Origin of the sequence: Pseudomonas duriflava, from assembly GCF_007830155.1 — a bacterium.
Taxonomy (GTDB): domain Bacteria; phylum Pseudomonadota; class Gammaproteobacteria; order Pseudomonadales; family Pseudomonadaceae; genus Chryseomonas; species Chryseomonas duriflava.
On record NZ_VLKY01000002.1, the window covers coordinates 376,529 to 401,903 of the forward strand.

The following is a 25,375-nucleotide window of genomic DNA, read 5'->3' on the forward strand; positions in this document are numbered from 1 at the left end:
CTCGTTCGCCATGAGTTTTCATGCATAGGACGTGTTCCCAATTGTTTGAAATAGCTGGTTTTTTCGAACATTGGTTTTAATAAATAAATTGAATTATGGCAGTGTCTCGCATACGTTTACCAAGCGTTTGCTGTAATTGATTAGCGAAAGTTTTACTTACAGACTTTGCACTGGCTAAAGAGCTTTCGATCAGGCTGGAATAACATGAAAGTTTTAATTACAGGTCGAAATGGACAAGTATCTCAGGCTCTTCAAAAGTGCTTGAATCCTAAACATGAGCTCGTTGTACTCGGACGTGATTCACTGGACTTATCAGTAGCCGAAAATATCCGCACTGCTATCAGCCATGTCCAGCCTGATCTGATTATCAATGCGGCTGCTTATACTGCAGTCGACAAGGCCGAGTCTGATAGCGACGAAGCGTTCAAGGTCAATGCCATGGCTCCCCGGGTCCTGGCAGAAGAAGCCGCCACGCGCGATATTCCTCTGATCCACTATTCAACCGACTATGTGTTTGACGGAGAAAAACGCGAGCCCTACGTCGAAAGCGATCAGACCCATCCTATGAGCGTATACGGCCATAGTAAGCTGCAAGGCGAGCAGGGCATTCAGACTGTAGGTCACAAGTATCTGATCCTGCGGACCAGCTGGGTTTATTCCCAGTACGGGCACAACTTCCTGCGTACTATGCATCGCTTGTTGCAGGAAAAGGATGAACTACGCGTCGTGGCCGACCAGCTTGGTATTCCTACGTTAGCCGACACCATCGCAACAACAACTGACAGCCTCATTGACCGCATCGCCGCAGGCCAACCCGGCCCTTGGGGAATCTATCACCTCACGTCGACGGGTAAGACCACGTGGTTCGGCTTTACTGAAGCTATTGCCCGCGAACTTGTACAACAGGGCAAACTCCGCGCTAAGTTACATCCCATCTCGACGGAAGACTATCCCACTCCGGCACGTCGCCCACTGAATTCCCGTCTCGACTGTTCCGCTATTCAGAAAGACTGGGGAGTGGTATTGCCAGAATGGAAAAGCGCCTTCGAACAGTTCTGGAAAGAGCATTATTCGCTATAACACAATATGCTGGCTGTAATGATTAGGCTTTGCTAGCAAATGCGGTTTTAATATTACTTTAATATTAATCTAATACTAAGCATGCTATCTAGAGAGGGCGCCATCGGCGCCCTCTCTAGAGTTAGCCTTTTAACTCAGCCAATAACTGATAAGACCGCAAACGATCGCTGTGCTCATACACGTCACAGGTAAAGATAAGCTCATCGGCCTGTGTCTTTTCTACCAGCAAGTCGAGTCGCTCCCGAACTTTTTGCGGACTACCGATCACAGCCATCCCCAACATGCTGGAAACTGCTTCCTTTTCATGAGGTAGCCACTCTAGGCTCATGTTGCGTACGGGTGGACGCAGCACCAAACTCTGACCACGCATAAGCGCTAATACACGTTGGTAAACGGTCGTGGCCAGGTAGTCGGCCTCGTCATCGGTATCAGCTACGACCGAGGGAACACCCAGCATAACGTAAGGCTTGTCGAGCACCTCGGAAGGGCGGAAATTCTCCCGATACAGACGAATGGCGTCATGCATGTAGCGCGGCGCGAAATGCGAGGCAAAGGCATAAGGCAAACCTTTTGCTGCGGCAAGTTGCGCACTGAACAGACTAGAGCCTAGCAACCAAATAGGAATACGGCTGTTAACGCCCGGCATGGCAATAACTTTCTGCCCTTCCTGCTGCGGCCCTAGTAAATATTCCAATTCCTGGACATCTGCCGGAAAGTCATCCGCACTGCCCAGTCGATCACGCCTCAGAGCATGGGCCGTAATGTGATCCGAACCGGGTGCACGGCCTAGGCCAAGATCAATACGGCCCGGATACAACGCTTCCAGCGTACCGAACTGTTCGGCGATCACCAAGGGAGCATGGTTGGGCAACATGACGCCGCCAGAACCGATGCGGATGGTCGAGGTGCCGCCCGCCAGATACCCCAGCAGTACCGCTGTAGCTGAACTGGCAATGCCGTCCATATTGTGGTGCTCGGCTACCCAAAAGCGGTTATAGCCCAGGCGTTCGACATTACGTGCCAAGTCCAGTGAATACTGCAGAGCCTGCGCAGCATTGCCGTCGTCACGGACAGGCGCGAGATCCAATACGGAGAAAGCCGTGTCGGCGAGTCGAGTCATGTTGAGGTCTCCTCAGAGGCAGTAACACATGCTGGCGTGCTGTGTTGCTGAGCCGCCAGATCATAGGCGTCTCGTGCCTGTTGAATGATGGGTTGTGACTGAGCGGCCCAGTCGGCCAAGGCCTGAATAGGTACGAGCAGGGACCGGCCAATAGGGGTTAAAGCGTATTCCACCTGCGGTGGCGTCATGGGAATCACGGTACGACAAACCAGCCCATCACGCTCCAGATTGCGCAGCGTGACCGTTAGCATGCGCTGCGAAATGCCGCTGATCTGGCGCTTGAGTTCGTTGAACCGCAAGGGCCCCTGGCCCAGCTTGAAGATAGCCAGAATCGACCAGGCGTCCCCTACACGATCCAAAACATCCCGAATAGGGCAGTCATGGTGTTGCAGGCGACGCCTGCCGGTAATGGGAGTGGCATGTGAGTTTCCATCGCCCATGATTACCTCTTGATAATAGGCATGCAGGAAAAAGCAAAGACAGCGGGATTTTCAACCGATGTGATAATCACTCTACGCCTGATACGCAGTTATTAAAAGTAACCAGGTATACAGTTATACCTATAAAGGCTATTAGCTCACTTGATGAATGGGAGTGAATTCATCCTAGTACACCCTACGACTAACCTACTCGTAGGGTGTACTGCACGGTGAGTTACTTAGGCGAAGCCTACAACGTCATGGGGTACATAGGGTTCCTCCAGCCGCTGGACTTCTTCGGCAGTCAGCTTGAGCGACAGCGCCGCAACAGCATCATCCAAGTGCTGCGGCTTGGATGCGCCAATAATGGGTGCGCTGATACCCGGCTTTTGCAGGACCCACGCTAAAGCGATCTGTGCCCTCGGTACGCCACGCTCGAGGGCAATCTCGGCTACACGCTCAACAACCTGACGGTCCGCATCAGCTGTTTTGGCATACAACGTTTTGCCGAACTCATCGCTTTCCTCACGAGCGCTGCTGGCGTCCCAGTCTCGAGTCAGACGACCACGCGCCATAGGACTCCAGGGGATCACACCGATACCTTCGTCGCGGCACAGCGGCAGCATCTCACGCTCCTCTTCGCGGTAGAGCAGGTTGACGTAATTTTGCATCGTCACGAAACGGGTCCAGCCGTTGCGGTCCGCCACATGCAGCGCCTTGGCGAACTGCCAGGCATACATGCTGGAGGCACCAATGTGCAGCGCCTTACCAGCCTTCACCACATCATGCAGCGCTTCCATCGTTTCCTCGATGGGCGTCTCGTAGTCCCAGCGATGGATCTGGTACAGGTCGACATAATCGGTCCCCAGCCGCTTCAGGCTGGCATCGATATTGGCAAAGATTGCCTTGCGCGAGAGGCCACCTATATTCGGCCTGTTACGCATTGGGAAATAAACTTTGGTAGCTAACACAATCTCGTCGCGCAGAACGAAGTCTCTTAGTGCGCGGCCGACGATTTCCTCACTGGTGCCATCAGAATAGGCGTTGGCGGTATCAAAGAAATTAATGCCCATATCGAGCGCTTTCTTGATCAACGGGCGGCTTTCCGCTTCGCCCATTGTCCACGGATGATTACCACGTTCAGGAACGCCATAGGTCATACAACCTAGGCATAGTGGAGAGATTTTCAGGCCTGTAGACCCAAGGTTTTTGTAGTCCATAGTGACTCCTTGAAAACACATACAACCGTAAGAGGATAGAGGTCATAGGCTGCCACAGCCTCCCATGTTCTAGCCGGTGCTTTACCTGACCACCTGATCGTTGATTCGGCTCGCTACGCCAGCAACGAACTTTGGCCCTGTCCAGGTCTCAGATATAGCTCCGAGTCACCCATAGGAGAACACCCATGAAAAAGACAGCTTCCGCAGTATGGCAGGGCGGGTTGAAAGACGGTAAAGGCACGATTTCCACCGGTAGCGGTGCGCTGAAAGACAACCCTTACGGTTTCAATACTCGCTTTGAGGATACTCCCGGTACTAACCCGGAAGAACTTATCGGTGCGGCTCATGCCGGCTGTTTTTCCATGGCATTTTCGATGATTCTGGGTCTTGAGAATTTTACGGCCGAACGTATCGAGACGCAGGCCGTTGTGACGCTAGACAAGGTTGGGGAAGGCTTCGAAATCACCACCATTGACCTGACGCTTTCAGCCAAGATCCCCGGCATCGATGAGGCGAAGTTCCAGGAGCTGGCTAACAAGGCAAAGGAAGGCTGCCCGGTTTCCAAAGTCCTGAATGCCAAAATTAGCCTGAACGCGACTCTGCAAGGCTGATCTGCTCGGGTCGGTACATCAGGTGCCGACCCAGTAGTTCTCGACCTGAGCGCTGTCCAAGGCAGGGCCCGTTAGAGCTGCAATCAGCGTTCCCACGCTCGAACGCTATCTAAGCTCCATGCTTTCATCCGGTTATGCACAGTAACAGGCACGTTTAGCGAATTGTCTAGCTACCTGCCTCTTTCAATAGACATTCAAAGCATATCCTTATCGTTCAATCTGCAGTATGAAACGTCCTTCTCTTAAGAAGGGCGACGCGTCTGCTAAAGCCCGGCTTCTGGTAGGCATAGGTAACCGGAGTGGATAAAAGCCTCTAAGACACTTGATGATAAGCATCTATCCACAGTTAAGCCTGGGCCGTTCTGGAATACAAAATTTTATCGCCCACCTAGAGGGGTGCAAGACTCCGTATTGTCACCTTATTGTTTTCACAAGTAGGCTTCTGTAGCTGTGCACAACATTATCGTTGCCGGGCTGTGGATAGTATCGCTGGCATATTTATCCTTTAGCTGAATAAAACTCTTTTCAGGACTTGTGCATAACTTCACTAAGAATCCAGAAAATCCGAGCCCTTCAATGCTGTGGATAAAAACAACTCCGTTAAACGTGCAATTTTTCAACAACGAGCATCATATGAAGAATCTTTATCTACAACTATGTATAAGCATAGATGACTGTGGATAACTTATATGGCTTAGTAATCTCCAATTAATCCAGGCCCCATCGCAGCAGCATAGTGCGACTACTGTGCATAAGATATCCTCAACGATTCCGGTCTAAGAAACTTTACTGTGTTCCTCCTCCGTTGCGCCTGTACAACCGCTTTATTGACCTTCTCAAGGATTGCTGAAAAGAGGCTAACCCATAACAAAGCGGCTTGGTTGCAGAATGGTTTTCATACCTCCTTCAACAAAGGCTCCGCCAAAAAGTGAAGCATTTCTTCTCGCTGTGTCTAGCTCGCCACAATTAACTGTGAAAGTCCTTCCGCCTAATTCTCTCCTAGCATGGCGCCTTTATGATGCGCGGCCATTTCGCAAAGAGCGATCTTATAGATGCGGTCTATGTCTGGGCCGTGCTGCGCCTGTGGAACCCGCAGCCGCAATATGGCCAGGTCGATGCCCTGGCGCGTGGGCTTTTTGCTCTTTGGCAGAGTTACGCACTGCTCCACGGCGCCAGTTATGCCTTGATACCATTCCTTGTTATGGAAATAGCCTTTGACATTGCCCAAGCATTGCCGCTGCGGTCATCAGCCCAAACACTCAGACCGCAGCCAGGAGTTGCCTGAGCGCGGCTAGTACCGGAGCACTGTCGGGACGGATGCCGCGCCAGAGATAAAAGGATTCCGCTGCCTGCTCGACCAGCATGCCCAAGCCATCCAAAGCCTGAGCCGCGCCCTGTTGCAGGGACCAACCGCAGAAGGGTGTAGGCTCTTTGCCGTACATCATGTCGTAGGTCACCGTAATACCGGGGCGGAGAAGCTGTGCCGAGATCGGAGGCAATTCACCGGCCAGGCTGGCTGCAGTCCCATTGATGATCAGATCGAACGGTTCGGCATGCAGGCTGAAAGCCGCTGCCTCGATAGTCCCGAGCGAGGCGAATTCCCGAGCCAGTTGTACAGCCTTCAATTCCGTGCGGTTGGCGATGACCAGAGCCGCCGGCCGCTCGGCCAGGATCGGCTCCAGCACACCGCGTACGGCACCACCCGCACCCAGAATCAGAATGCGCTTATCAGTGAGCGACAAGCCAGCGTTGACAGTCAGGTCACGAACCAGCCCAGCGCCATCGGTGTTGTCTCCCAGAAGTAAGCCGTCGTCGAGTTTCTTTAACGTATTGACTGCACCGGCCCGGCGGGCGCGTTCCGTCAGTTGATCAGCAAGCCGGAAGGCATCCTCTTTAAAGGGCACAGTGACATTGGCCCCGGCTGCTTCGCGAAAGAAGTCGCGAGCGCTACGCTCAAACTCGCCCAAGGGTGCCAGGCAGGTGTCATAACGCATCGACTGCTCCGTCTGCTCGGCGAAGCGACTCTGGATAAAGGGTGACTTGCTATGGGCAACAGGGTTGCCGATCACGGCGTAGCGGTCCATAGAATTCCTGCGACAGGTCTCGATAGGGGGAGGGCAGGTCAGGCGTCAGCCAGCCAGTCTCGGTCAGTGAGGAAGTACTCGGTCAAACGGGCTTCTTCGCTGCCTGGCTCAGGCTTCCATTCGTATCCCCAGCGTACCAGTGGCGGCAGGGACATCAGAATAGACTCGGTACGGCCGCCGGACTGAAGGCCAAACAGCGTACCTCGGTCGTATACCAGATTGAATTCCACATAACGGCCTCGGCGGTAGGCCTGAAACTCTCGCTGCGCCTCGGTAAACGGTGTATGGCGACGACGCTGCACGATAGGTAGATAGGCGTTCAGATAAGCATCGCCAATAGCCCGCAGGAAGGCGAAGCTGGTTTCGAAATCCCATTCGTTTAGGTCATCAAAAAACAACCCGCCGATACCGCGTGGCTCATTACGGTGCTTGAGCTGGAAATAACGATCGCACCAGGCCTTGTAGCGCGGGTATATGTCCTCACCGAAAGGCGCACACGCATCCCGTGCTACCCGGTGCCAGTGAATGCAATCTTCTTCGTGGCCATAATACGGCGTTAGATCCAGTCCACCGCCAAACCACCAGACCGGCTCTTCTCCATCCTTTTCAGCTATGAAAAAGCGGACATTCGCATGGGAGGTCGGCACATGGGGGTTTTCCGGATGGATAACCAGCGAGACGCCCATGGCCTCGAAACTGCGACCAGCCAATTCGGGCCGATGAGCGCTGGCGGACGGGGGCATGCTATCGCCGTGGACATGGGAAAAATTCACGCCGCCTTTCTCGATCAGCGCACCTTCGCTGATAACCCGGGTACGACCGCCTCCGCCAGTAGGGCGTGTCCAGACATCCTCAACGAAACGGGCTTGGCCATCTTCTGCCTCCAGCTCCTGGCAAATACGGTCCTGGAGATCGAGCAGATAGGCCTTTACGGCCTCGATGCGGTCATTCACGGTAATTACCTAGCTGAAGCATGAATAAGAAATGGGTCGAATCATAACATTGTGCCAACCGTTAACGGTTGACGTCCGGCTGCTCACAGGATTGGATTAGATCTCCTCACTTACCAATAAGGAAGCCCCATGGCCAAGCGTATCCAGTTCAGCCGCACCGGCGGTCCTGAAGTGCTCGAATATGTCGATTTCACCCCGGCGGATCCAGGTCCGAACGAGGTACGCGTCCGCAACCAAGCCATCGGGCTCAATTTCATCGACACCTATTATCGCAGCGGTCTGTATCCCATTCCGACATTACCATCCGGTCTGGGTAGCGAAGGGGCAGGCGTGATCGATGCCGTAGGCGGCAACGTGACCCGCTTCAAGGTGGGGGATCGGGTCGCTTATGCCACGGGCCCGCTGGGCGCCTATGGTGAATTCCATGTTTTACCCGAGCGCAACCTGGTGCACTTGCCCGATGCCATCAGTATGGAACAAGCTGCCGCCGTTATGCTCAAAGGCCTGACCGTACAGTATCTGCTGCGTCAGACCTATCGGGTTCAGCCAGGCGATACGATCCTGTTTCATGCTGCAGCGGGCGGTGTCGGCTCGCTTGCCTGCCAATGGGCCAAGGTTTTGGGCGCACGGCTGATCGGCACGGTGAGCTCGGCTGAAAAAGCCGAACACGCACGTCGTATGGGAGCCTGGGAAGTAATCAACTATCGCGAGGAAAATGTTCCTGAACGCGTACTGGCGCTTACAGACGGCAGGAAATGTCCGGTAGTCTACGATGGCGTAGGCAAGGATACCTGGGAAATGTCACTCGACTGTATCGCGCCGCGAGGCCTGATGGTCAGTTTTGGCAATGCTTCTGGAGCTGTGACCGGCGTCAATATTGGGATCCTGAACCAGAAAGGCTCGCTGTTTGTCACACGTCCATCCTTGGGCGGGTATGCCGATACGCCGGAACGTCTACAGATGATGGCAGATGAGTTATTTGGTTTGATCATGGACGGTTCTCTCACGGTGGATGTCAGTCAGCGTTATCCTCTGGCCCAAGCCGCCGAGGCACAACGCGCACTCGCAGCGCGAGAAACGACCGGCTCTACTCTTTTGACGCTGGAATAATCCAGACCTAGCGGAGCAAACCGGTTTTTGCTCCGCTGCTTATATTGATCAGGAGTGATCGCCGATCGTATGTTAAACCAAGCCCTTCTTGCCGCGATCCTCGACAGCGCCACGGATCTTGCTATCGTCACTCTGGATCTGGATGGCGTACTAACCAGCTGGAATGCAGGTGCCCAGGCTTTGTTCGGCTGGACCGAGGCGGAAGCGTTGGGTCAGCCTGTTGCGCTGTTATTTACTGAAGAAGAGCGCGCTCAAGGCGTGCCTTACCAGGAAATGCGCGATGCGCTGCAGCAAGGCCGTATCAATGCCGAGCGTTGGCACCAGCGGCAAGATGGCACACAGTTCTGGGCTAGCGGGCGCATGCTTCCGCTCAGGCAGAACAACGCGATAATCGGCTTTCTCAAAATCCTGCGGGACCGAACCGCTTCTCTTAAGTTGGAGCGCGATCGCGAGCAGCTGACCACCGGCTTGACGCGCCGCGTGACTCAACTCAAGGCCTTGGCAGAGGCGGCCCGGGTCATTACATCAGCCCCTAACCTCAAGGCTACGGTGGACGCCATTACCGAAGCCGCCCGTCATATCGTTGGCGCACATCAGTCCGTGGTCAGCATGACCCGAGGTGAGCATTGGTCGCAGTCGATTACAAGCGTTTCGCTGTCAGACAAATACGCAGCTTGGCGCCATCTTATTGCCATTCCGGACGGTAAAGGCATCTATGCCTATGTCTGCGAAACCAACCAGCCCATGCGCCTTACACAAGCGGAGCTGCAAGCACACCCACGCTGGCAGGGGTTCGGTAACTATGCGGACCGGCATTCAGCCATGCGCGGCTGGCTAGCGGTGCCGCTTATTGGCAAGCAGGGTGAAAACCTGGGTGTGATTCAGCTCTCGGACAAATACGAGGGGGAGTTCGACGAGGCAGACGAAGCCATTGTGGTCCAACTGGCCCAGTTCGCCTCGGCTGCCATCGAAAACGCTCATACGCTTGAACAGCTGCATGAGAGTGAAGTCCGCGGTGAATTCGAACGAGAACTGCTCTCCAGCGTACTAGAGCAGGCGCCGCTGGGGATTTCTATCATTGAAGCAGATACCGGCCAGACGTTGATGATCAATCGGCACCTGCAGGATCTGTTAACGCTCAGCCTTACTAGAGAAGACCTCAGTCGCTACCAGCGGCTGGGTGCCGTTCATGCGGATGGAAGCGCCTATACCGTCGAAGAGTATCCTACCGTACGCGCGTTACGCACAGGCCAGACCATTACCCGTGAATTGATGCGCTATCGCCGTGACGACAAAGAGCAGCTATCCCTGGAAGTATCCAGCTCACCGGTTCGTAATGCCCAGGGCGAGATTGTAGCGGCTGTCACTGTCGTAGCTGATATCGGAGAGCGTCTGCGCCAAGAGTCCGCCTTGCGTGACCAAAGTAATCAGCTTGCAGCGCTGATCAATCAGGCAGCTGTCGGTATCTGCCAGTTCGACCTGAACGGCCATATCGTAATGGTCAACCAGCGGTACTGCACGTTCATGGGTCGGAGCGAAGACGAATTGCTCGGCCAGCATGTCATCAGCTTGACCCACCCGGATGACAGGGATGCCAGTTCAGCCTTGATGCAACAACTCGTTACCTCAGGCGAACCGTTTCTGACCGACAAACGCTACGTGCGGCCAGACGGCAGTGAGCGGTGGGCCAGTGTCCATGTTTCACTGGTCCGTGGCCCCGACGGCGAGGCGCAGCATATCAGTTCCGTGGTCGTCGACATTGACGAGCGCAAGCGGACCGAAGCTTCCCTGCACTTATCCAACCAGCGCTTCCGCGCGGCGGTAGATGCCGTCCAGGGCGTTCTCTGGACAGCCAACACCAAAGGCCGGATGGACGGGGAGCAGCCAGCCTGGAGCGCGCTGACTGGTCAGCGTTATGAGGAATACCAGGGAACCGGTTGGACTCATGTCCTGCATCCGGACGATGCGGTACGGAGCCTCCGTCGCTGGCGTACCGCCTTGAAAGAAAGAAAAACATTTATCGACGAGCAGCGCGTACGCTGCCGGAACGGGGAGTGGCGCATTTTTTCAGTCCGGGCTATTCCTGTACTTGAAAAGGGGGCCATCTGCGAATGGGTCGGTGTTCATACCGATATCACCAATGTTCGCCATACTGAGCAGCGCTTGCGTCAGCTGAATGAAACCCTGGAACAGCGCGTCGCCGAGCGTACGGCTGAACGGGACCGAACCTGGGCGCTATCGGACGATTTACTCGGCGTATTCGCCCAAGGCCAGTGGCGCAGCCTCAATCCAGCCTGGACGCGTCAGCTCGGGTGGACGACGGCGGAATTGCTGGCTTTCGATCCGAACTATCTTGAACACCCGGATGACCCGCACCCAAGCGAGTACTTTCGCCAGCTGTCTATTGGCCAAGGATTGAACGAGCTCAGTAGCCGTTACCGGACTCGTGCCAATGAATGGTGCTGGATCAATTGGAAAGCCACGGTTGATTCTGATGGTCAGGTCTATGTCTATGGGCGTGATGTCACAGCCGAACGTGAGTCAACGGTCATGCTGAAGCAAGCCGAGGAAGCACTGCGCCAGTCGCAGAAGATGGAAGCTGTCGGCCAACTTACCGGTGGTATTGCCCATGACTTCAACAACCTGCTAACCGGTATTATCGGCTCACTGGAAATCATGAAGCGGCGGATCGCTAACAGTCAATATCAGGACTTGGAACGGTATATGGAAGCCGCCGGGATATCCGCCCACCGGGCAGCGACACTGACCCAACGTCTGCTGGCTTTTGCTCGACGACAGACGTTAGACCCCCAGCCAGTAGATCTGAACGAACTAGTGCTATCCCTTGAAGAACTGATTCGCCGAACGCTGGGTGAGCACATTGAAATTCTGACTCACTTGCAACCAGGCCTTTGGCATGCCTTGTCTGATACCAATCAGCTGGAAAATGCTCTACTGAACCTGGTTATCAACGCCCGTGATGCTATGCCTCAAGGCGGCATGCTGCTGCTCAAAACCGGAAATTTCATCCAGAACGCCGAACATTCACTTGAGGATCTCCCACCGGGCCACTATGTCACGCTTGCAGTACGTGACAGCGGCACAGGCATGAGCCCGGAGGTCCTGGCTAAAGCGTTCGACCCGTTCTATACGACCAAGCCGATCGGGCAGGGCACCGGTTTAGGCCTATCAATGATCTATGGTTTCCTCAAACAGTCTGGCGGTCATGTCACCCTGCAGAGCGCAGAGGGTCAAGGCACTACTGTTACCCTGTACTTACCTCGGGCTCAAGGACCCGATATCCCGGAAACCCTTCCCGAGGAGACAACCACGCCAGCAGGCAAGGGCGAATCGATTCTGGTTGTGGGTGACGATCCAGCCGTACGCCTGCTGGTCGTAGAAGTACTGGATGAGCTGGGTTATCAGGCCAGCGAAGCCCATAATGCCCAGTCGGCGCTTGCCAAGCTTGAGCTGGCGCAGCCGGTCGACCTGCTCATTACTGACGTAGGTCTACCCGGCATGAGCGGTGTTCAGCTGGCCGAACGGGCCCGCATGACATTACCTGATCTAAAGGTATTGTTCATGACGGGCTATACCGGAGAAGCCGTCCAGGGCCAAGGAGTTATGAAGCAGGGAGCAGCCATAATAGGCAAGCCATTCCTGATCGAAGAGCTGGCCACTCAGGTCAGAACTCTGCTGGACAGCCATTCCCTCTAACAGAGCGGCCTTAGGAAGGATCAGGGGCGGAAAACCTGATCCGTCTCTAGGTCACGAATGACGCTGGGGCTCCTACGTCCGCCCAGGGCGCCTCCTAGCACAGCATCCAGCTGATTTGAAAAATACTGCTCTACACGTAATCGCGAGCGGGCCGCCGGCCGGCCGGAGGGGTTGGCCGAGGTCGAAACGATAGGGCCGGTCAACGAGCAGAGCTCCCGTACCAGAGGATGCTCCGACACCCTTACCGCTACAGTGCTATGCGCTCCGGTAATCCAGCCGGGTAAACGGTTCTGGTGCGGAACCAGCCATGTATTGGGTCCTGGCCAGGTGCTTGACAGCTTATCCAGCCAAGGGCGGGGCAAGTCATGGATAAGGAAATCGAACTGCCTGATATTATCGGCGATCAGGATGAGCCCCTTTTCCAGAGGTCGCTGCTTGAGTCTTACCAAGCGGTGCACGGCAGCAGCATCCCACGGATCACAACCCAACCCCCAAACCGCTTCGGTAGGGTAAGCAATCACGCCGCCCTGACGTATCACTTGAGCGACGTGTTGAACGCGCCAGCTGCTGAGCATCTGTTCCTCCAGGTTCGTAGAAAAACTCGAGTGTAACCGAGACAGACTCAAGGTGCGCGATACACCCATACGCCATGTTCACGTGCGACACGGCCGTCAAGCTCCAGATCCGTCAACATTGCCAGCAACTCGGCAATATCCATTCCACTTGTGGCCGCTAATCTTTCACTACTACAAGGCTCTGCTTGTAACAATAAGAGTAGAGGATGAGTTTCACGTGGAACATCTACGCTAGAAGAAGCGTTTGTCACGGGCATCTGCCAGCCTCGTAGCGCTTCTAGTATATGCTCGATAGATTCGACAAGCGTTGCCCCGTCTCGAATCAGTTGATGACAACCACGAGCGCCGGGATGATGAATAGAGCCGGGAATGGCGAAAACCTCACGCCCTTGTTCAGCTGCCAGACGTGCGGTAATCAGCGATCCGCTGGAAGGGCTAGCCTCAATAACCAGGACTCCTAGCGAAAGACCGCTGATAATCCGGTTTCGACGAGGGAAGTTGGCCGCATTGGGCGCTGCGTCGAGAGGGAGTTCGGAAACCAGCGTTCCGTCATTCTCCACGATACGCTTGGCCAGACTGAGATGACGACGCGGATAAAGTTGTTCCAGTCCGGTACCTAGCACCGCAATGGTAGAACCACAGGCCTCAAGTGCTCCGTGATGGGCGGCACCATCTACACCCAGCGCAAGCCCACTGGTTATGCAAAAGCCTGCCGCGGCCAAGCTACGGGCAAAATGATGGGCATTGTCCAAGCCGGCAGTACTGGCCTGCCGACTGCCTACCAGTGCCAATTGAGGCCGCTCCAGGTTATCCAGATTGCCTTCTACATAAAGCAACGGCGGCGCTCCCTTGGTTTCCGCCAGCAAAGCTGGATAACAAGGGTCATCCCAGCTTACGACCTGATGGCCAGGCTTGTCCAACCAAGCAAGGGCATGAGCCGCACGCTCCCGTGTCTGGGCCGTTCGCCGTGCCTCCGCACTACTTGCAGGAATACCTAGGGCTGACCAAGCCGACGCCGGTGCGCTGAACGCAGCAGACGCCGAACCAAAAGCCTGGATCAGGAGGTGAAATCGACGGGGCCCAATATCAGGCAATGTATGCAGCCGCAAACGGGCTTCGAGCTCCGCCGGAGAACAGAAAGGCATGCGATCATCCTTGATCGAAGGCGCACCCTTTCATAAGGGCTGCGCCGGAAGTAGTATTAGCTGAGTGTTAGGGGTTACGCACTTTGTCCAAGACCGTCAACTGGCGTGTTGCCATCAGGACCAGCCCGTAACTGAGCCTATCGTAGGTCCTGAAGACCATTAACAATCCGGCACGCTCGTCGGGAATCTTCACAGCTTCGCCTGTTATACGGTCACGTACCGTTTCGCCGGTCTTATAGACAGCCAATACATTACCTTCGACTAAACCGTCGCGGGCACCTTTGTTCAAGATCACCACATCAAATTGACCGATCTGTGAAACACCACGCGGAACATCAAGAATAACGCCGTTTACCTTATTAGCCGGGGCACTGGGCATAAAGGTGGAATTAACGATGCGTTGCTCAGTCGGGAAGAGCCGGTCGCCTAACCGAATTTCCTGATTAGAACGGGTCAGGCTTAGCGTAGTGATGTCACCTTCACTGGAAACAACATCGCCGCTACCAATGTAATCCGCGTTGATACCCAGGTATTCGCCAGTTTGTGGATCTGTATAGGTTCGTCCTTGACGGTACAGGCTATAAGCCGGCTGGTCTTCAGCAAACCGCCCGCGAGCATAGACCCGATCACCTGCACCACTGACTACGCGTTCAGCATTACCGGCAACTACATAGGGAGCCGCCTGGAATTGATCGGCAGTGTCGATAACACGGTTCGACAGCAGAAAACTGTTGATAGCCTCAAGTGGAATCGTAGGAATCGCCTCAGCAATTGGTGTGCTGCGTATGGTAGGCGAAAGCTTGATCGTACCGCGCGAGGCGCCACGGTTCAGTGTCAGCCGTGGTTGTCCGTCAACGTAGACAAGACTCAGTCTATCGCCTGGATAGATGAGATGTGGGTTTTCGATCTGTGGGTTGGCATGCCATAGTTCCGGCCATTGCCAGGGCTTACTCAAAAACTTGCCGGAGATATCCCAGAGGGTGTCGCCCTGTATTACCGTGTAGCTGTCTGGATGTCCCTGACGCAGCTGCACCTCGGCTTGTACCCAACTGCTGGCCGCCATTAGCAGCAGGGCGAACAACGATTTCCTCATCCGAAGAATCCCTTTACTATGTAAGTATGGAGAAAATGCCCGGGGACTGCCCCAATTCACTCCCTCTGGGCTATTAAAACGCTGCGGCATCTTAGCAGTGCCCTTTGAATTTATTCTACAAGTGCTTTATTCATCATGGCCCTTCTAAATATCCTGGAATTTCCCGATCCTCGCTTGCGTACTGTCGCCAAGCCGGTTGTGAACGTGGACGATGCCCTTCGTCAGGTGATCGATGACATGTTCGAAACCATGTACGAGGCGCCCGGCATAGGATTGGCCGCTACGCAAGTCAACGTTCACAAACAGCTGATCGTTATCGATATCAGTGAGGACAAGACTCAGCCGTTAGTGTTCATTAACCCTAAACTGGAGCCGTTGACCGAAGAACTCGGCCAGTATCAGGAAGGATGCCTGTCTGTACCTGGCTTTTACGAGAATGTAGAGCGCCCACAGCGAATCAAGGTAAATGCCCTGGACCGCAATGGCGAGCCCTTTGAGATGATTTGCGATGGTCTTCTGGCTGTATGTATCCAGCATGAAGTAGACCATCTCAACGGCAAGCTGTTTGTGGATTATCTGTCCTCGCTCAAGCGCGACCGCATTAAGAAGAAACTGGAAAAACAGCATCGGCAGCAACAGAACGCCTGATCTTGCCCCAGGAAAAAAGGCCTGCCAGTGCAGGCCTTTTTCATTCTTGCTTCAAAGCCCTCTATCCTATGAAGGCTAATCCGCAAAAGCGTGTCGTGTCGACATGAAATGCGGACCTGATCTGATCCGATGAGAGACCTATGACCCAACCGTTGCGCATCGTGTTTGCCGGTACCCCTGAATTTGCCGCCCGTCATTTGCAGGCTCTGCTGGACACTGGCCAGCCCATTGCAGCCGTTTACACCCAGCCGGACCGCCCGGCAGGACGTGGGCAGAAACTGGCTATGAGCCCGGTCAAGCAACTTGCGATAGCTAACGGGATTCCAGTCTATCAACCTCAAACCTTACGCAACGCCGAGGCCCAGGCTGAGCTTGCCGCCTTACAGCCGGACTTGCTTATTGTTGTGGCCTACGGGTTGATCCTGCCTCAGACCGTACTGGATATCCCACGCCTGGGCTGCATTAACAGCCATGCCTCCCTGCTGCCGCGCTGGCGTGGTGCAGCACCGATTCAGCGAGCGATCGAAGCGGGCGATGCCGAGACGGGCGTGACGGTAATGCGTATGGAAGCGGGCCTGGATACCGGCCCGATGTTGAGCAAGGTCAGTACACCGATTCAGGCAGACGATACCGGCGGTAGCTTGCATGATCGCCTGGCCGAATTGGGCGCGGCGGCTGTTGTGCAGGCTGTGCCAGCACTTGCAGCCGGTACGCTACCTGACGAAGTGCAGGACGATACCCTGGCAACCTATGCGCATAAGCTGAACAAAGACGAAGCTCGCCTAGACTGGGGCCGGCCCGCGGTTGAGCTCGAGCGGCTCATTCGCGCCTTTAACCCATGGCCGCTGTGCCACAGCGTGCTGGCGGGCGAAAGTGTGAGGATTCATGCTGCACAGCTGGCGTCAGGCCAAGGTAAGCCTGGTGAAATCCTTGAGGCTAGCCGCGACGGTCTGGTGGTGGCATGCGGTGAAGGTGCGCTTCGGTTGACCCGTCTGCAGTTTCCTGGCGGAAAGCCACTGGCCTTTACCGATCTTTTCAATGCGCGACGCGAACGCTTTACAACTGGTCAGGTACTAGGCATATGAGTCTCAATCCTCGTCTGGCCGCCGCTCGCGCCTTGGCTGCCGTGCTGGCCGGTCGTGCCTCCCTGGGCAGCAGCCTGCCCACTCAACAGGACAAGGTCGATCCGCGTGATCGCGGGCTGGTTCAGGAGCTGGCGTTCGGTACGGCCCGTTGGCAACCTCGCCTGGCCTTGTTGGCCGACAAGCTTCTTCAAAAGCCATTCAAGGCGGCCGACTGCGATGTTGAGGCACTGTTGCTAGTAGGCCTGTACCAACTCTTCTACACCCGCATTCCAGCGCATGCTGCCTTGGGCGAAACGGTCGGCTGCGCTGATAAACTCAAGAAACCCTGGGCCAAAGGCTTGCTGAATGCCGTGCTACGACGGGCACAGCGGGAAGGCGAGGCACTACTGGCAGGTCTTGAAAAAGACCCCGCAGCACGTTTGGCACATCCACGCTGGTTGCAAAAAGAACTTAAGGCACGCTGGCCCGAGCAGTGGGAGGCGATCTGCACAGCTAATAATGCGCATCCGCCGCTCATGCTTCGCGTCAATCGCCGCCATGGAACACGCGATGACTACTTGGCCGAACTACAAGCGGCTGGTATCGAAGCTTTACCCTGTGACTACAGCGAAGACGGTATCCGCCTGCTGACGGCACAAGACGTGAAAACCTTGCCAGGATTCATGGAAGGACGCGTTAGCGTACAAGATGAAGCCGCACAACTTTCGGCGCTGCTGTTGGAGCACGCCGCAGGCCAACGTGTGCTGGATGCCTGTTGTGCGCCAGGCGGGAAGACGTGTCATATTCTTGAGCGAGAGCCTGGGCTTAACGAACTTGTCGCCATCGATGCAGAAGAAACACGCCTAGCGCGAGTTCGGGAAAACCTCGAACGTCTTGGTCTTACGGCTCGCCTGATCGCAGCAGATGGCCGAGCTGTAGATCAGTGGTGGGATGGTAAACCATTCCAGCGCATCCTGCTCGACGCGCCGTGCTCGGCCACCGGTGTGATTCGACGGCATCCCGATATCAAGCTGACCCGTACGCCGGAAGACATTGTAGCCCTGGCTCAACTACAAGCCGAACTGCTCGATGCGCTCTGGCCTACGCTGGAGGTAGGGGGGATTCTGTTGTACGCCACGTGCTCTGTCATGCCGCAGGAAAACACCGAGAACATTGGTGCATTTCTGGCCCGCACCCCAGGCGCTCGTGAACTCGATATTCCTGCGCCCTGGGGTATCAAACAGCCTCATGGCCGCCAGTTGTTGCCACAAGAGAACGGTCACGATGGCTTTTACTACGCCAAGCTGATCAAAATCGCCAAGTAATCGGGAGCCCGCTCATGCTTGAATCGCTGGAAAAAATGCTTGCTAAAGGTATGGATAACGCCATGCTGCGTTTCGGGCTGGGCAAGGGTTATCTGGACGCTGGCGATGCCGCTCAAGCCGCGCAGCATTTACAACGGTGCGTTGAGCAGGACGCTGGTTATTCCGCAGCCTGGAAACTGCTCGGCAAAGCGCTGGAACAGCAGGGCGACCAAGACGGCGCCCGTAAGGCCTGGCAGCACGGCCTAGAGGCCGCCCGAACCAAGGGCGACAAACAGGCGGAAAAGGAAATGACCGTCTTTCTAAAGCGCCTCGAACGCAACACCGAACCCAAGGCCTAACTGCGCAAGAAACGAAATCCGGCGCCTAACGCATCGACGCGCATCAGCTCCATATTCACAACAGGCGCCTCAATTGGCAGGTCCAATACTTGGCCCTGCACCTGTATGCCTATCGGCCATTCCGTCAACGTGGGATGCTGGGCATACACGCCGCCATCCGACAGGTCGCGGGTCTGGACAATCAGTTCTCCCAATGTTGGATGAGTGATGCGCAGGCGGCATTTCATCGAGACCCGGGGATGCCGGCGTTGGTTGATACCCATCGTGCTCTCCTTGAGTCTGCGGTTCCTGTTATCAATCGAACAGCCAGTTTGACAACAACCACAGGTTGGCCAGGCTGATTACACTAAATAAAAACCAGGCCAAAAGCGTGGTGTAGTAGCGGTTAACGAACACCCCCATGAGGCGAGCATCGCTGGTCATGCGAATCAAGGGATACAGAGCGAACGGCAGTTGCAGACTCAGGACTACCTGACTCAGCACCAGCAAGCGTCCGACCGAACCGTCTCCTAACCACCAGACCCCCACAAAAGCAGGAATCAGAGCCAACGCACGTGTGATCAGTCGTTGCTGCCAGCAGGGGATCTTGAGCTGCAAATAACCTTCGAGAATAACCTGCCCGGCAATCGTTCCGGTAAATGTCGAACTCTGGCCGGAGGCTAACAGCGCTACGCCGAATAGAATACTGGCCAATGCACCGCCCACAAGCGGGTCAAGCAAATGGTAGGCATCCTGAATTTCCACCACATCTGTATGCCCGGTGCGGTAAAAAGCCGATGCGGCCAGGATCAGGATGGCTGCATTGATCAACAAGGCCAGCGCCAGCGAACCGATTGTGTCGAACCGCGCTAGCCGGATTGCCTCCCGACGGCTGGCCTGATCTTGAGCCACCAGCCGTGTCTGCACGATCGAGGTGTGCAGGTAAAGATTGTGCGGCATGACCGTAGCCCCCAGGATACCGATAGCCAGGTACAGCGGGTCCTGATGACTGATGGCCTCCCAAGAAGGCACAAACCCTTTCGCCACATCCGGCCAGAAGGGTTTAACCAGTGCCAATTCAATAAAAAAACACACACCAATAGTTGCTGCCAGCCCCAACATAATAGCTTCTAGACGCCGAAAGCCTTTGCTCTGCAAACCGAGGATAAGGAGCGTGTCAAAAGCTGTCAGGGCGATCCCTGTCGTCAATGAACAACCAAGCAGCAAGTGAAACGCCAGGGCGCAGCCCAGCACCTCAGCCAAGTCAGTGGCAATGATTGAGATTTGCGCCAAAAGCCAATGAGTCTTCGCTATTCGTGGGCTGTAGCGCTCGCGGGAAAGCTGCGCCAAATCCTTGCCTGTCGCCAATCCCAACCGCGAGCACAAACACTGAATGACCATACCGGACAGGCTGGCCAGCAGCACCACAAACAGCAGGCTGTACCCGAACCGGGAGCCCGCCTCGATTGCTGTCGCCCAGTTGCCTGGGTCCATATAACCAATAGAGACCAGCAGACCAGGCCCTGAAAATTGCAAGACCCTGCGCCAGAAAGGCGCTCCGGGATCGACCAGAACGGAGCCGTTTACCTCGGAAGGACAAAAAGGTGCCGTAGCGATTTTAGGAAGAGAGAATTTCAAATGCACATTCCGATCAGTCGTACGAGGGCCTGCATGAGAGGAATAATGAGCAGCTGATGCTCTTATTGACCGCGATCAGGGGGAGAAAATGCAATTAATACCAGCGCGGCTCTCCCTCGGGCCGGTTCTTGAAGCGTTTCATGCTCCACATGTATTGCGTGGGATAAGCGCTGACGTAGCGCTCCAACGCCTTGCTCATCGCTGCCACCGACACCTCCGGATCCTTGTCGTACATTTCCGGCGGTGCGGCTTCGAGAATTACCTTGTAGCCACTGCCGTCCGGCAAACGCACTGCATGAAAAAACACGCCGCGCGCTTTACCCTTCGCCAGCAACGACGGTACGAACTTACTGGTAAGCGCTGTAGTGCCCAGGAACGGCACGAATAGGCCAGCACTGCGGCTTGGCTCCGGATCGGCCGGAATACCTACGGCTCCGCCACGACGGACTTCCTTGATCACGCTGATGATCCCTTCCGGCGTGGAAGGCGCGACCCGGTTGCCCAATTGAACGCGCTGTTTTTTCAAAAGCTCGTCCACTGCCTTCAGCTTGGGCGGCCGATAGAAGATGACCGGCTTGGCGTGAGAGCAGTAAAAATGATTGAGCAGCTCCCAGTTACCCAGATGACTCGTGATACCTACCAGACCGTCACCGGACGCCAAGGCCTCCTGGAGCACGTCCATGCCCTCAACCTCACGGATCAGCTGGAGAGAACGCTTCGCCGGCCAGATCCAGGCACAGGCACTTTCAGTCAGGGTCTTGCCGATACCCGCCAGGCATTCCTTGGAAAACTGTTCCAGCGCTTCGCCTTTCAGGTCTGGATAACAATGCGCTAGGTTTATCCGTGTAACCTGACCAGCTCGAGTAGGCAGTTTCCACATGCACCAGCCGATAAAGGAACCGAGACGCTGCACCATAGACCAGGGCAGCAGGGCCAACAGACGCAGGAAACCTACGATCAGCGCGCCTTTGAGCTTTTCCAAGAGCGACTCCCACAAGCATAAAACCCGTTATTGTACTGCCCGCTTGCATGCCGTATCAGCCTTTCGGCGCCTCATTGCCTATCAGCGCACCATAACGGCAGCAATCCGTGGTGTGATCCATCACCATGCCCGTGGCCTGCATGTAGGCATAACAGATCGTAGGACCAACAAAGGTAAAGCCGGCCTTCTTTAGCGCCTTGCTCATGGCTTCGGCTTCCGGCGTAATGGCGGGCACTTCACTGCGGTCGCAAAAATGATTGATCTTGGGCTGGTCACCGGTAAATGACCAGAGAAAGGCAACTGGATTGTCCAGACGCAGCCAGGCCTGGGCATTCTGCCGCGCAGCCCTGAGCTTCATCCGGTTGCGGATAATACCGGCATCCTGCATCCGCTCCTCGATCTCCTCATCAGTCATAACGGCCAACCGCTCGGGGTCAAACCCGAACAAGACTTCCCGGTAACGGGCGCGCTTCTTCAGGATAGTGATCCACGATAATCCTGCCTGGAAACCTTCTAGTACAAGCAACTCGAACAGGCGCTGCTCGTCTCGGAGCGGAACGCCCCACTCATGATCGTGATAAGCGATGTACAACGGATCGTCGGTGCACCAATAACAACGTGGCATAAGTTTTCCCAAGGTGAATGAACGGGTAGCGGAGCTAAATATCATCCTGGCCTAATCGGGTATACTGCCCGACTTTTACCGTTTCCAGCACAGGTGAACGCCGTGACTTCGACTCCACCCGCCGTGCGCACTTTCCAGGACCTGATCCTTGCCCTGCAAAACTATTGGGCGGAGCAGGGTTGTGTGGTTTTGCAGCCCTATGACATGGAAGTTGGCGCCGGTACGTTCCATACCGCCACGTTCCTCCGCGCTATTGGCCCAGAAACCTGGAATGCCGCCTACGTTCAGCCCAGCCGCCGTCCTACCGATGGCCGCTACGGTGAAAACCCCAACCGTTTGCAGCACTACTATCAGTTTCAGGTAGTCCTCAAGCCCAATCCGGACAACTTTCAGGAGCTGTATCTTGGTTCACTGAAGGCTATTGGCCTCGATCCGCTCGTCCACGACATCCGCTTCGTGGAAGACAACTGGGAGTCGCCGACGCTAGGTGCCTGGGGCTTGGGCTGGGAAGTCTGGCTGAACGGCATGGAAGTCACCCAATTCACCTACTTCCAGCAGGCAGGCGGCATCGAATGCTATCCAGTAACCGGCGAGATCACCTACGGTCTTGAGCGCCTGGCTATGTACCTGCAGGGTGTGGACTCAGTTTATGACCTGATCTGGACCGATGGCCCGTTCGGCACCGTAACCTATGGTGACGTGTTCCATCAGAACGAAGTAGAACAGTCTACTTTCAACTTCGAGCATGCCAACGTGCCGAAGCTGTTCGAGCTGTTCGATTTGTACGAGTCCGAAGCCAACCGCCTGATTGAACTTGATTTGCCATTGCCAACCTACGAAATGGTACTCAAGGCCTCGCACACCTTTAACCTGCTGGATGCCCGTCGCGCAATTTCCGTGACCGAGCGCCAGCGCTACATCCTGCGCGTCCGTACTCTGGCTCGCGCCGTGGCGCACAGCTACCTGAAGGCCCGTGCGCGTCTCGGCTTCCCTATGGCCACGCCCGAACTGCGTGACGAAATACTCGCCAAACTCAAGGAGGCTGAACAATGAGTGCCCAGGATTTCCTCGTCGAACTTGGCACCGAAGAGCTGCCACCAAAGGCCCTGAAAACCCTGGGCGAAGCCTTCCTGACCGGTATTGAAAAAGGCCTCAAAGCAGCCGGCCTGAACTATACCGAAGCCCGTTACTACGCTGCACCGCGTCGTCTGGCCGTATTGGTCAGCCAGTTGGACGAGCAGCAGCCTGATCGTAGCGTGAACCTGGACGGCCCGCCCGTTAAGGCGGCATTCGACGCCGACGGCAATCCCACCCAGGCGGCTCTGGGCTTCGCACGCAAATGCGGTGTAGATATCAGCCAAATCGACCGTAGTGGTCCTAAGCTACGTTTCTCCCAGACAATTCAAGGGCAACCTGCCAGTACACTGCTGCCGGGTATTGTTGAAACATCCTTGGGCGAGCTACCCATTCCTAAGCGCATGCGCTGGGCAGCCCGTCGTGAAGAGTTTGTTCGTCCGACCCAATGGCTGGTTGTGCTGTTTGGCAATGACGTGCTGGACTGTGAAATCCTGGCGCAAAAAGCCGGTCGCACATCGCGCGGCCACCGCTTCCATAGCCCAGGCAACGTACACATCACTGCACCGGCCAATTACGCCGAAGACCTGCGTGCCGCTTATGTACTGGCAGACTTTGCCGAGCGTCGCGAGCTGATTGCCCGTCGCGTAGATGAATTGGCCAAGGAACAGAAAGGCAATGCTGTCGTGCCTGCCGATCTGCTCGACGAGGTCACTGCCTTGGTCGAATGGCCTGTTCCTCTGGTGTGCTCGTTTGAAGAGCGCTTCCTTGACGTTCCCCAGGAAGCCCTGATTGCCACCATGCAGGACAACCAGAAATACTTCTGCCTGCTGGACCAGAACGGCAAGCTCTTGCCTCGCTTCATTACCGTCGCGAACGTGGAGAGCAAGGACCCGGCTCAGATTATCTCCGGTAACGAGAAGGTGGTTCGCCCACGTCTGACCGACGCTGAGTTTTTCTTCAAGCAAGACAAGAAGCAGCCGCTGGAAACATTTAACGATCGCCTGAAAAACGTCGTGTTCCAGGCTCAGCTCGGTACGGTCTACGAGAAGTCCGAGCGTGTTTCCAAACTGGCCGCGTTTATTGCGGAACAGTTGGGCACAGACGTTGAAAAAGCCGCTCGTGCCGGTATTCTGGCCAAATGTGATCTGGCTACGGAAATGGTTGGTGAATTCCCTGAGATGCAGGGTATCGCCGGTTATTACTACGCCCTGAACGATGGCGAAGCCGAAGACGTCGCTCACGCGCTGAATGAGCAATACATGCCTCGTGGTGCCGGTGCCGAATTGCCTCGTACCGACACTGGCGTTGCCGTGGCGCTGGCCGACAAGTTCGATACCCTGGTAGGTATTTTCGGTATTGGCATGCTGCCCACTGGCAGCAAAGATCCGTTCGCCTTGCGTCGTCAGGCCCTTGGTGTGCTTCGCATTCTGATTGAGAAGCAGCAGGACCTGAGCATTCCGGCCGCGGTAGAGAAAGCCATCGAGTTGTACGGCGACAAGGTCAAGGCAGGCGATCTGGCCCAGCAGGTCCAGGACTTCATCTTCGACCGCCTCCGGGCGCGCTATGAAGACGAAGGCGTTGCGGCAGAAGTCTACCTGTCCGTTCGCGCCCTGAAGCCGAACTCGGCCCTGGATTTCGATCAGCGCGTCCAGGCCGTGCAGGCTTTCCGTGGTCTTCCGGAAGCCGCCTCACTGGCTGCTGCCAACAAGCGTGTATCCAATCTGCTAGGCAAAGTCGAAGGCATGGTACTGGCGCAAGTCGATGCCAAGCTGTTTGAACATGACGCTGAGCGCGTGTTGCTGGAGGCAATTACCGAGGCCGAACAAAATGTCGAGCCAATTTCCTTGTCGCGTAACTACCGCGAAGCGCTTAACCGTCTGGCACGTCTGCGCGAACCGGTCGATAGTTTCTTCGATCAAGTTCTCGTGAACGCTGATGACGAGCATGTTCGAGCTAACCGTTATGCATTGCTGGCCCGTCTGCGCGCCTTGTTCTTGGGTATCGCTGATATTTCACTGCTGGGCTGACTGCTATGAAACTGATCGTGCTCGACCGAGACGGTGTTATCAACGAGGACTCGGATGACTTCGTAAAATCGGTTGAGGAGTGGACTCCGCTCCCTGGTAGCATTGAAGCCATGGCACGGTTGAGTCAGGCAGGTTGGAAAATAGCTATCGCCACCAACCAGTCCGGTCTTGCGCGTGGCCTGTTCGATAGCCACGCGCTTGACGCTATGCATGTCAAGCTCCAGCGGCTCGTAGCAGAGCAGGGCGGTCAGGTCGATCTGATCGTCCACTGCGCCCACGGTCCGGATGACGCCTGCGATTGCCGAAAACCCAGCCCCGGACTGTTTCGGCAGATCGCTCAGCATTTTGACCTACCTGATCTCAAGGGCATCCCAGTAGTAGGGGATAGCCTGCGTGACCTCACGGCAGGTTTGGTGCTCGGCTGCGAGCCTTATCTTGTTAGAACCGGAAAAGGCGAACGTACCCTGCAGAAGCCGTTACCGGAAGGCACCCTTGTGTTTGCCGACCTGTCGGCCGTCGTACACCATCTTCTACAGGAATAATCC

24 protein-coding genes are annotated in these 25,375 nt (G+C 55.6%); 12 read left to right on the forward strand and 12 right to left on the reverse strand.

Translation table 11 applies throughout. The features are described from left to right. Positions 1–204: 204 nt before the first annotated feature. Entirely contained in the window at positions 205–1,080 is an 876-nt protein-coding gene (gene rfbD / locus IQ22_RS04225) for a dTDP-4-dehydrorhamnose reductase (protein WP_145138508.1), read from the forward strand. A 121-nt stretch (positions 1,081–1,201) separates the two neighbouring features. Here the strand turns inward: rfbD and IQ22_RS04230 are convergent, their stop codons facing one another. The 3 genes from IQ22_RS04230 to IQ22_RS04240 all read right to left on the reverse strand — a co-directional run bounded on the left by IQ22_RS04230 (position 1,202) and on the right by IQ22_RS04240 (position 3,839). Then, positions 1,202–2,200 (reverse strand): LLM class flavin-dependent oxidoreductase, encoded by a 999-nt coding sequence (locus IQ22_RS04230; protein WP_145138511.1) that lies wholly within the window; start codon positions 2,198–2,200, stop codon positions 1,202–1,204. Continuing rightward, positions 2,197–2,640, reverse strand: a complete 444-nt coding sequence (locus IQ22_RS04235) for a winged helix-turn-helix transcriptional regulator (RefSeq protein ID WP_145138514.1) — start codon at positions 2,638–2,640, stop codon at positions 2,197–2,199. The genes IQ22_RS04230 and IQ22_RS04235 overlap by 4 nt, the downstream gene beginning before the upstream one ends. 218 nt (positions 2,641–2,858) lie before the next feature. After that, complete coding sequence (locus tag IQ22_RS04240; RefSeq protein WP_145138517.1) at positions 2,859–3,839, reverse strand: aldo/keto reductase; 981 nt, start codon at positions 3,837–3,839, stop codon at positions 2,859–2,861. A gap of 185 nt (positions 3,840–4,024) precedes the next feature. On the opposite strand from IQ22_RS04240, the gene IQ22_RS04245 reads away from it, so the two are divergent. Both IQ22_RS04245 and IQ22_RS04250 read left to right on the forward strand, forming a co-directional pair. Next, positions 4,025–4,450 carry an OsmC family protein gene (locus IQ22_RS04245; protein WP_145138521.1) on the forward strand — a complete coding sequence of 142 codons (426 nt, stop codon included), beginning with the start codon at positions 4,025–4,027 and terminating at the stop codon, positions 4,448–4,450. Between the two features lie 1,015 nt (positions 4,451–5,465). Then, positions 5,466–5,735, forward strand: coding sequence for a hypothetical protein (locus tag IQ22_RS04250; protein ID WP_145138524.1), 270 nt, complete (start codon positions 5,466–5,468; stop codon positions 5,733–5,735). Here the strand turns inward: IQ22_RS04250 and aroE are convergent. After that, a complete protein-coding gene (gene aroE / locus IQ22_RS04255) occupies positions 5,710–6,534 on the reverse strand; it encodes a shikimate dehydrogenase (protein WP_145138525.1) in 825 nt (274 codons plus the stop codon). The genes IQ22_RS04250 and aroE overlap by 26 nt on opposite strands. A 38-nt stretch (positions 6,535–6,572) precedes the next feature. After that, positions 6,573–7,487 carry an oxygen-dependent coproporphyrinogen oxidase gene (gene hemF / locus IQ22_RS04260; protein ID WP_145138528.1) on the reverse strand — a complete coding sequence of 305 codons (915 nt, stop codon included), beginning with the start codon at positions 7,485–7,487 and terminating at the stop codon, positions 6,573–6,575. 129 nt (positions 7,488–7,616) lie between these two features. Between hemF and IQ22_RS04265 the strand changes: the two genes are divergently transcribed. Both IQ22_RS04265 and IQ22_RS04270 read left to right on the forward strand, forming a co-directional pair. Continuing rightward, the gene (locus tag IQ22_RS04265; protein WP_145138531.1) at positions 7,617–8,597 is read left to right on the forward strand and encodes an NADPH:quinone reductase; all 981 of its coding nucleotides are present in this window, start codon (positions 7,617–7,619) and stop codon (positions 8,595–8,597) included. Between the two features lie 69 nt (positions 8,598–8,666). Further along, on the forward strand, positions 8,667–12,314 hold the full coding sequence (locus tag IQ22_RS04270) for a PAS domain S-box protein (protein WP_145138534.1): 3,648 nt from the start codon (positions 8,667–8,669) through the stop codon (positions 12,312–12,314). A gap of 20 nt (positions 12,315–12,334) precedes the next feature. Here IQ22_RS04270 and tsaC read toward each other — a convergent pair whose 3' ends face one another. The 3 genes from tsaC to IQ22_RS04285 all read right to left on the reverse strand — a co-directional run bounded on the left by tsaC (position 12,335) and on the right by IQ22_RS04285 (position 15,127). Continuing rightward, on the reverse strand, positions 12,335–12,889 hold the full coding sequence (gene tsaC, locus IQ22_RS04275) for an L-threonylcarbamoyladenylate synthase type 1 TsaC (RefSeq protein ID WP_145138537.1): 555 nt from the start codon (positions 12,887–12,889) through the stop codon (positions 12,335–12,337). A 47-nt stretch (positions 12,890–12,936) separates the two neighbouring features. Next, entirely contained in the window at positions 12,937–14,034 is a 1,098-nt protein-coding gene (gene dprA, locus IQ22_RS04280; RefSeq protein WP_145138540.1) for a DNA-processing protein DprA, read from the reverse strand. A 67-nt stretch (positions 14,035–14,101) separates the two neighbouring features. Beyond that, positions 14,102–15,127: a LysM peptidoglycan-binding domain-containing protein gene (locus tag IQ22_RS04285; protein WP_145138543.1), complete on the reverse strand. Its 1,026-nt coding sequence runs from the start codon at positions 15,125–15,127 to the stop codon at positions 14,102–14,104. 135 nt (positions 15,128–15,262) lie between these two features. Between IQ22_RS04285 and def the strand changes: the two genes are divergently transcribed. The 4 genes from def (at position 15,263) to IQ22_RS04305 (ending at position 18,502) form a co-directional block, all read left to right on the forward strand. Then, entirely contained in the window at positions 15,263–15,775 is a 513-nt protein-coding gene (gene def / locus IQ22_RS04290; protein ID WP_145138546.1) for a peptide deformylase, read from the forward strand. Between the two features lie 140 nt (positions 15,776–15,915). Next, entirely contained in the window at positions 15,916–16,860 is a 945-nt protein-coding gene (gene fmt, locus IQ22_RS04295; RefSeq protein WP_145138549.1) for a methionyl-tRNA formyltransferase, read from the forward strand. Further along, a complete protein-coding gene (rsmB, locus tag IQ22_RS04300; RefSeq protein WP_145138553.1) occupies positions 16,857–18,164 on the forward strand; it encodes a 16S rRNA (cytosine(967)-C(5))-methyltransferase RsmB in 1,308 nt (435 codons plus the stop codon). The genes fmt and rsmB overlap by 4 nt, the downstream gene beginning before the upstream one ends. Before the next feature lie 14 nt (positions 18,165–18,178). Beyond that, entirely contained in the window at positions 18,179–18,502 is a 324-nt protein-coding gene (locus IQ22_RS04305; protein WP_145138556.1) for a tetratricopeptide repeat protein, read from the forward strand. On the opposite strand, the gene IQ22_RS04310 is transcribed toward IQ22_RS04305, so the two are convergent. The 4 genes from IQ22_RS04310 to IQ22_RS04325 all read right to left on the reverse strand — a co-directional run bounded on the left by IQ22_RS04310 (position 18,499) and on the right by IQ22_RS04325 (position 21,726). Beyond that, positions 18,499–18,765 carry a PilZ domain-containing protein gene (locus tag IQ22_RS04310; RefSeq protein ID WP_145138560.1) on the reverse strand — a complete coding sequence of 89 codons (267 nt, stop codon included), beginning with the start codon at positions 18,763–18,765 and terminating at the stop codon, positions 18,499–18,501. The genes IQ22_RS04305 and IQ22_RS04310 overlap by 4 nt on opposite strands. A gap of 31 nt (positions 18,766–18,796) precedes the next feature. Continuing rightward, positions 18,797–20,119 carry an Nramp family divalent metal transporter gene (locus tag IQ22_RS04315; protein WP_145138562.1) on the reverse strand — a complete coding sequence of 441 codons (1,323 nt, stop codon included), beginning with the start codon at positions 20,117–20,119 and terminating at the stop codon, positions 18,797–18,799. Positions 20,120–20,213: 94 nt separating this feature from the next. Beyond that, on the reverse strand, positions 20,214–21,101 hold the full coding sequence (locus IQ22_RS04320; protein WP_145138565.1) for a lysophospholipid acyltransferase: 888 nt from the start codon (positions 21,099–21,101) through the stop codon (positions 20,214–20,216). A gap of 55 nt (positions 21,102–21,156) precedes the next feature. Beyond that, entirely contained in the window at positions 21,157–21,726 is a 570-nt protein-coding gene (locus IQ22_RS04325) for a DNA-3-methyladenine glycosylase I (protein WP_145138592.1), read from the reverse strand. 102 nt (positions 21,727–21,828) lie between these two features. Between IQ22_RS04325 and glyQ the strand changes: the two genes are divergently transcribed. The 3 genes from glyQ to gmhB are packed head-to-tail and all read left to right on the forward strand — an operon-like array spanning position 21,829 to position 25,372. Next, positions 21,829–22,779, forward strand: a complete 951-nt coding sequence (gene glyQ / locus IQ22_RS04330) for a glycine--tRNA ligase subunit alpha (protein WP_145138596.1) — start codon at positions 21,829–21,831, stop codon at positions 22,777–22,779. After that, a complete protein-coding gene (gene glyS, locus IQ22_RS04335; protein ID WP_145138599.1) occupies positions 22,776–24,830 on the forward strand; it encodes a glycine--tRNA ligase subunit beta in 2,055 nt (684 codons plus the stop codon). The genes glyQ and glyS overlap by 4 nt, the downstream gene beginning before the upstream one ends. A 5-nt stretch (positions 24,831–24,835) precedes the next feature. Continuing rightward, on the forward strand, positions 24,836–25,372 hold the full coding sequence (gene gmhB, locus IQ22_RS04340) for a D-glycero-beta-D-manno-heptose 1,7-bisphosphate 7-phosphatase (RefSeq protein ID WP_145138602.1): 537 nt from the start codon (positions 24,836–24,838) through the stop codon (positions 25,370–25,372). Positions 25,373–25,375 lie beyond the last annotated feature (3 nt).

Coding starts and splice junctions, on each gene's coding strand:
- rfbD (WP_145138508.1), top strand. CDS start 205: ATGAAAGTTTTAATTACAGGTCGAAATGGACAAGTATCTCAGGCTCTT.
- IQ22_RS04230 (WP_145138511.1), bottom strand. CDS start 2,200: ATGACTCGACTCGCCGACACGGCTTTCTCCGTATTGGATCTCGCGCCT.
- IQ22_RS04235 (WP_145138514.1), bottom strand. CDS start 2,640: ATGGGCGATGGAAACTCACATGCCACTCCCATTACCGGCAGGCGTCGC.
- IQ22_RS04240 (WP_145138517.1), bottom strand. CDS start 3,839: ATGGACTACAAAAACCTTGGGTCTACAGGCCTGAAAATCTCTCCACTA.
- IQ22_RS04245 (WP_145138521.1), top strand. CDS start 4,025: ATGAAAAAGACAGCTTCCGCAGTATGGCAGGGCGGGTTGAAAGACGGT.
- IQ22_RS04250 (WP_145138524.1), top strand. CDS start 5,466: ATGATGCGCGGCCATTTCGCAAAGAGCGATCTTATAGATGCGGTCTAT.
- aroE (WP_145138525.1), bottom strand. CDS start 6,534: ATGGACCGCTACGCCGTGATCGGCAACCCTGTTGCCCATAGCAAGTCA.
- IQ22_RS04265 (WP_145138531.1), top strand. CDS start 7,617: ATGGCCAAGCGTATCCAGTTCAGCCGCACCGGCGGTCCTGAAGTGCTC.
- IQ22_RS04270 (WP_145138534.1), top strand. CDS start 8,667: ATGTTAAACCAAGCCCTTCTTGCCGCGATCCTCGACAGCGCCACGGAT.
- tsaC (WP_145138537.1), bottom strand. CDS start 12,889: ATGCTCAGCAGCTGGCGCGTTCAACACGTCGCTCAAGTGATACGTCAG.
- dprA (WP_145138540.1), bottom strand. CDS start 14,034: ATGCCTTTCTGTTCTCCGGCGGAGCTCGAAGCCCGTTTGCGGCTGCAT.
- IQ22_RS04285 (WP_145138543.1), bottom strand. CDS start 15,127: ATGAGGAAATCGTTGTTCGCCCTGCTGCTAATGGCGGCCAGCAGTTGG.
- def (WP_145138546.1), top strand. CDS start 15,263: ATGGCCCTTCTAAATATCCTGGAATTTCCCGATCCTCGCTTGCGTACT.
- fmt (WP_145138549.1), top strand. CDS start 15,916: ATGACCCAACCGTTGCGCATCGTGTTTGCCGGTACCCCTGAATTTGCC.
- rsmB (WP_145138553.1), top strand. CDS start 16,857: ATGAGTCTCAATCCTCGTCTGGCCGCCGCTCGCGCCTTGGCTGCCGTG.
- IQ22_RS04305 (WP_145138556.1), top strand. CDS start 18,179: ATGCTTGAATCGCTGGAAAAAATGCTTGCTAAAGGTATGGATAACGCC.
- IQ22_RS04310 (WP_145138560.1), bottom strand. CDS start 18,765: ATGGGTATCAACCAACGCCGGCATCCCCGGGTCTCGATGAAATGCCGC.
- IQ22_RS04325 (WP_145138592.1), bottom strand. CDS start 21,726: ATGCCACGTTGTTATTGGTGCACCGACGATCCGTTGTACATCGCTTAT.
- glyS (WP_145138599.1), top strand. CDS start 22,776: ATGAGTGCCCAGGATTTCCTCGTCGAACTTGGCACCGAAGAGCTGCCA.
- gmhB (WP_145138602.1), top strand. CDS start 24,836: ATGAAACTGATCGTGCTCGACCGAGACGGTGTTATCAACGAGGACTCG.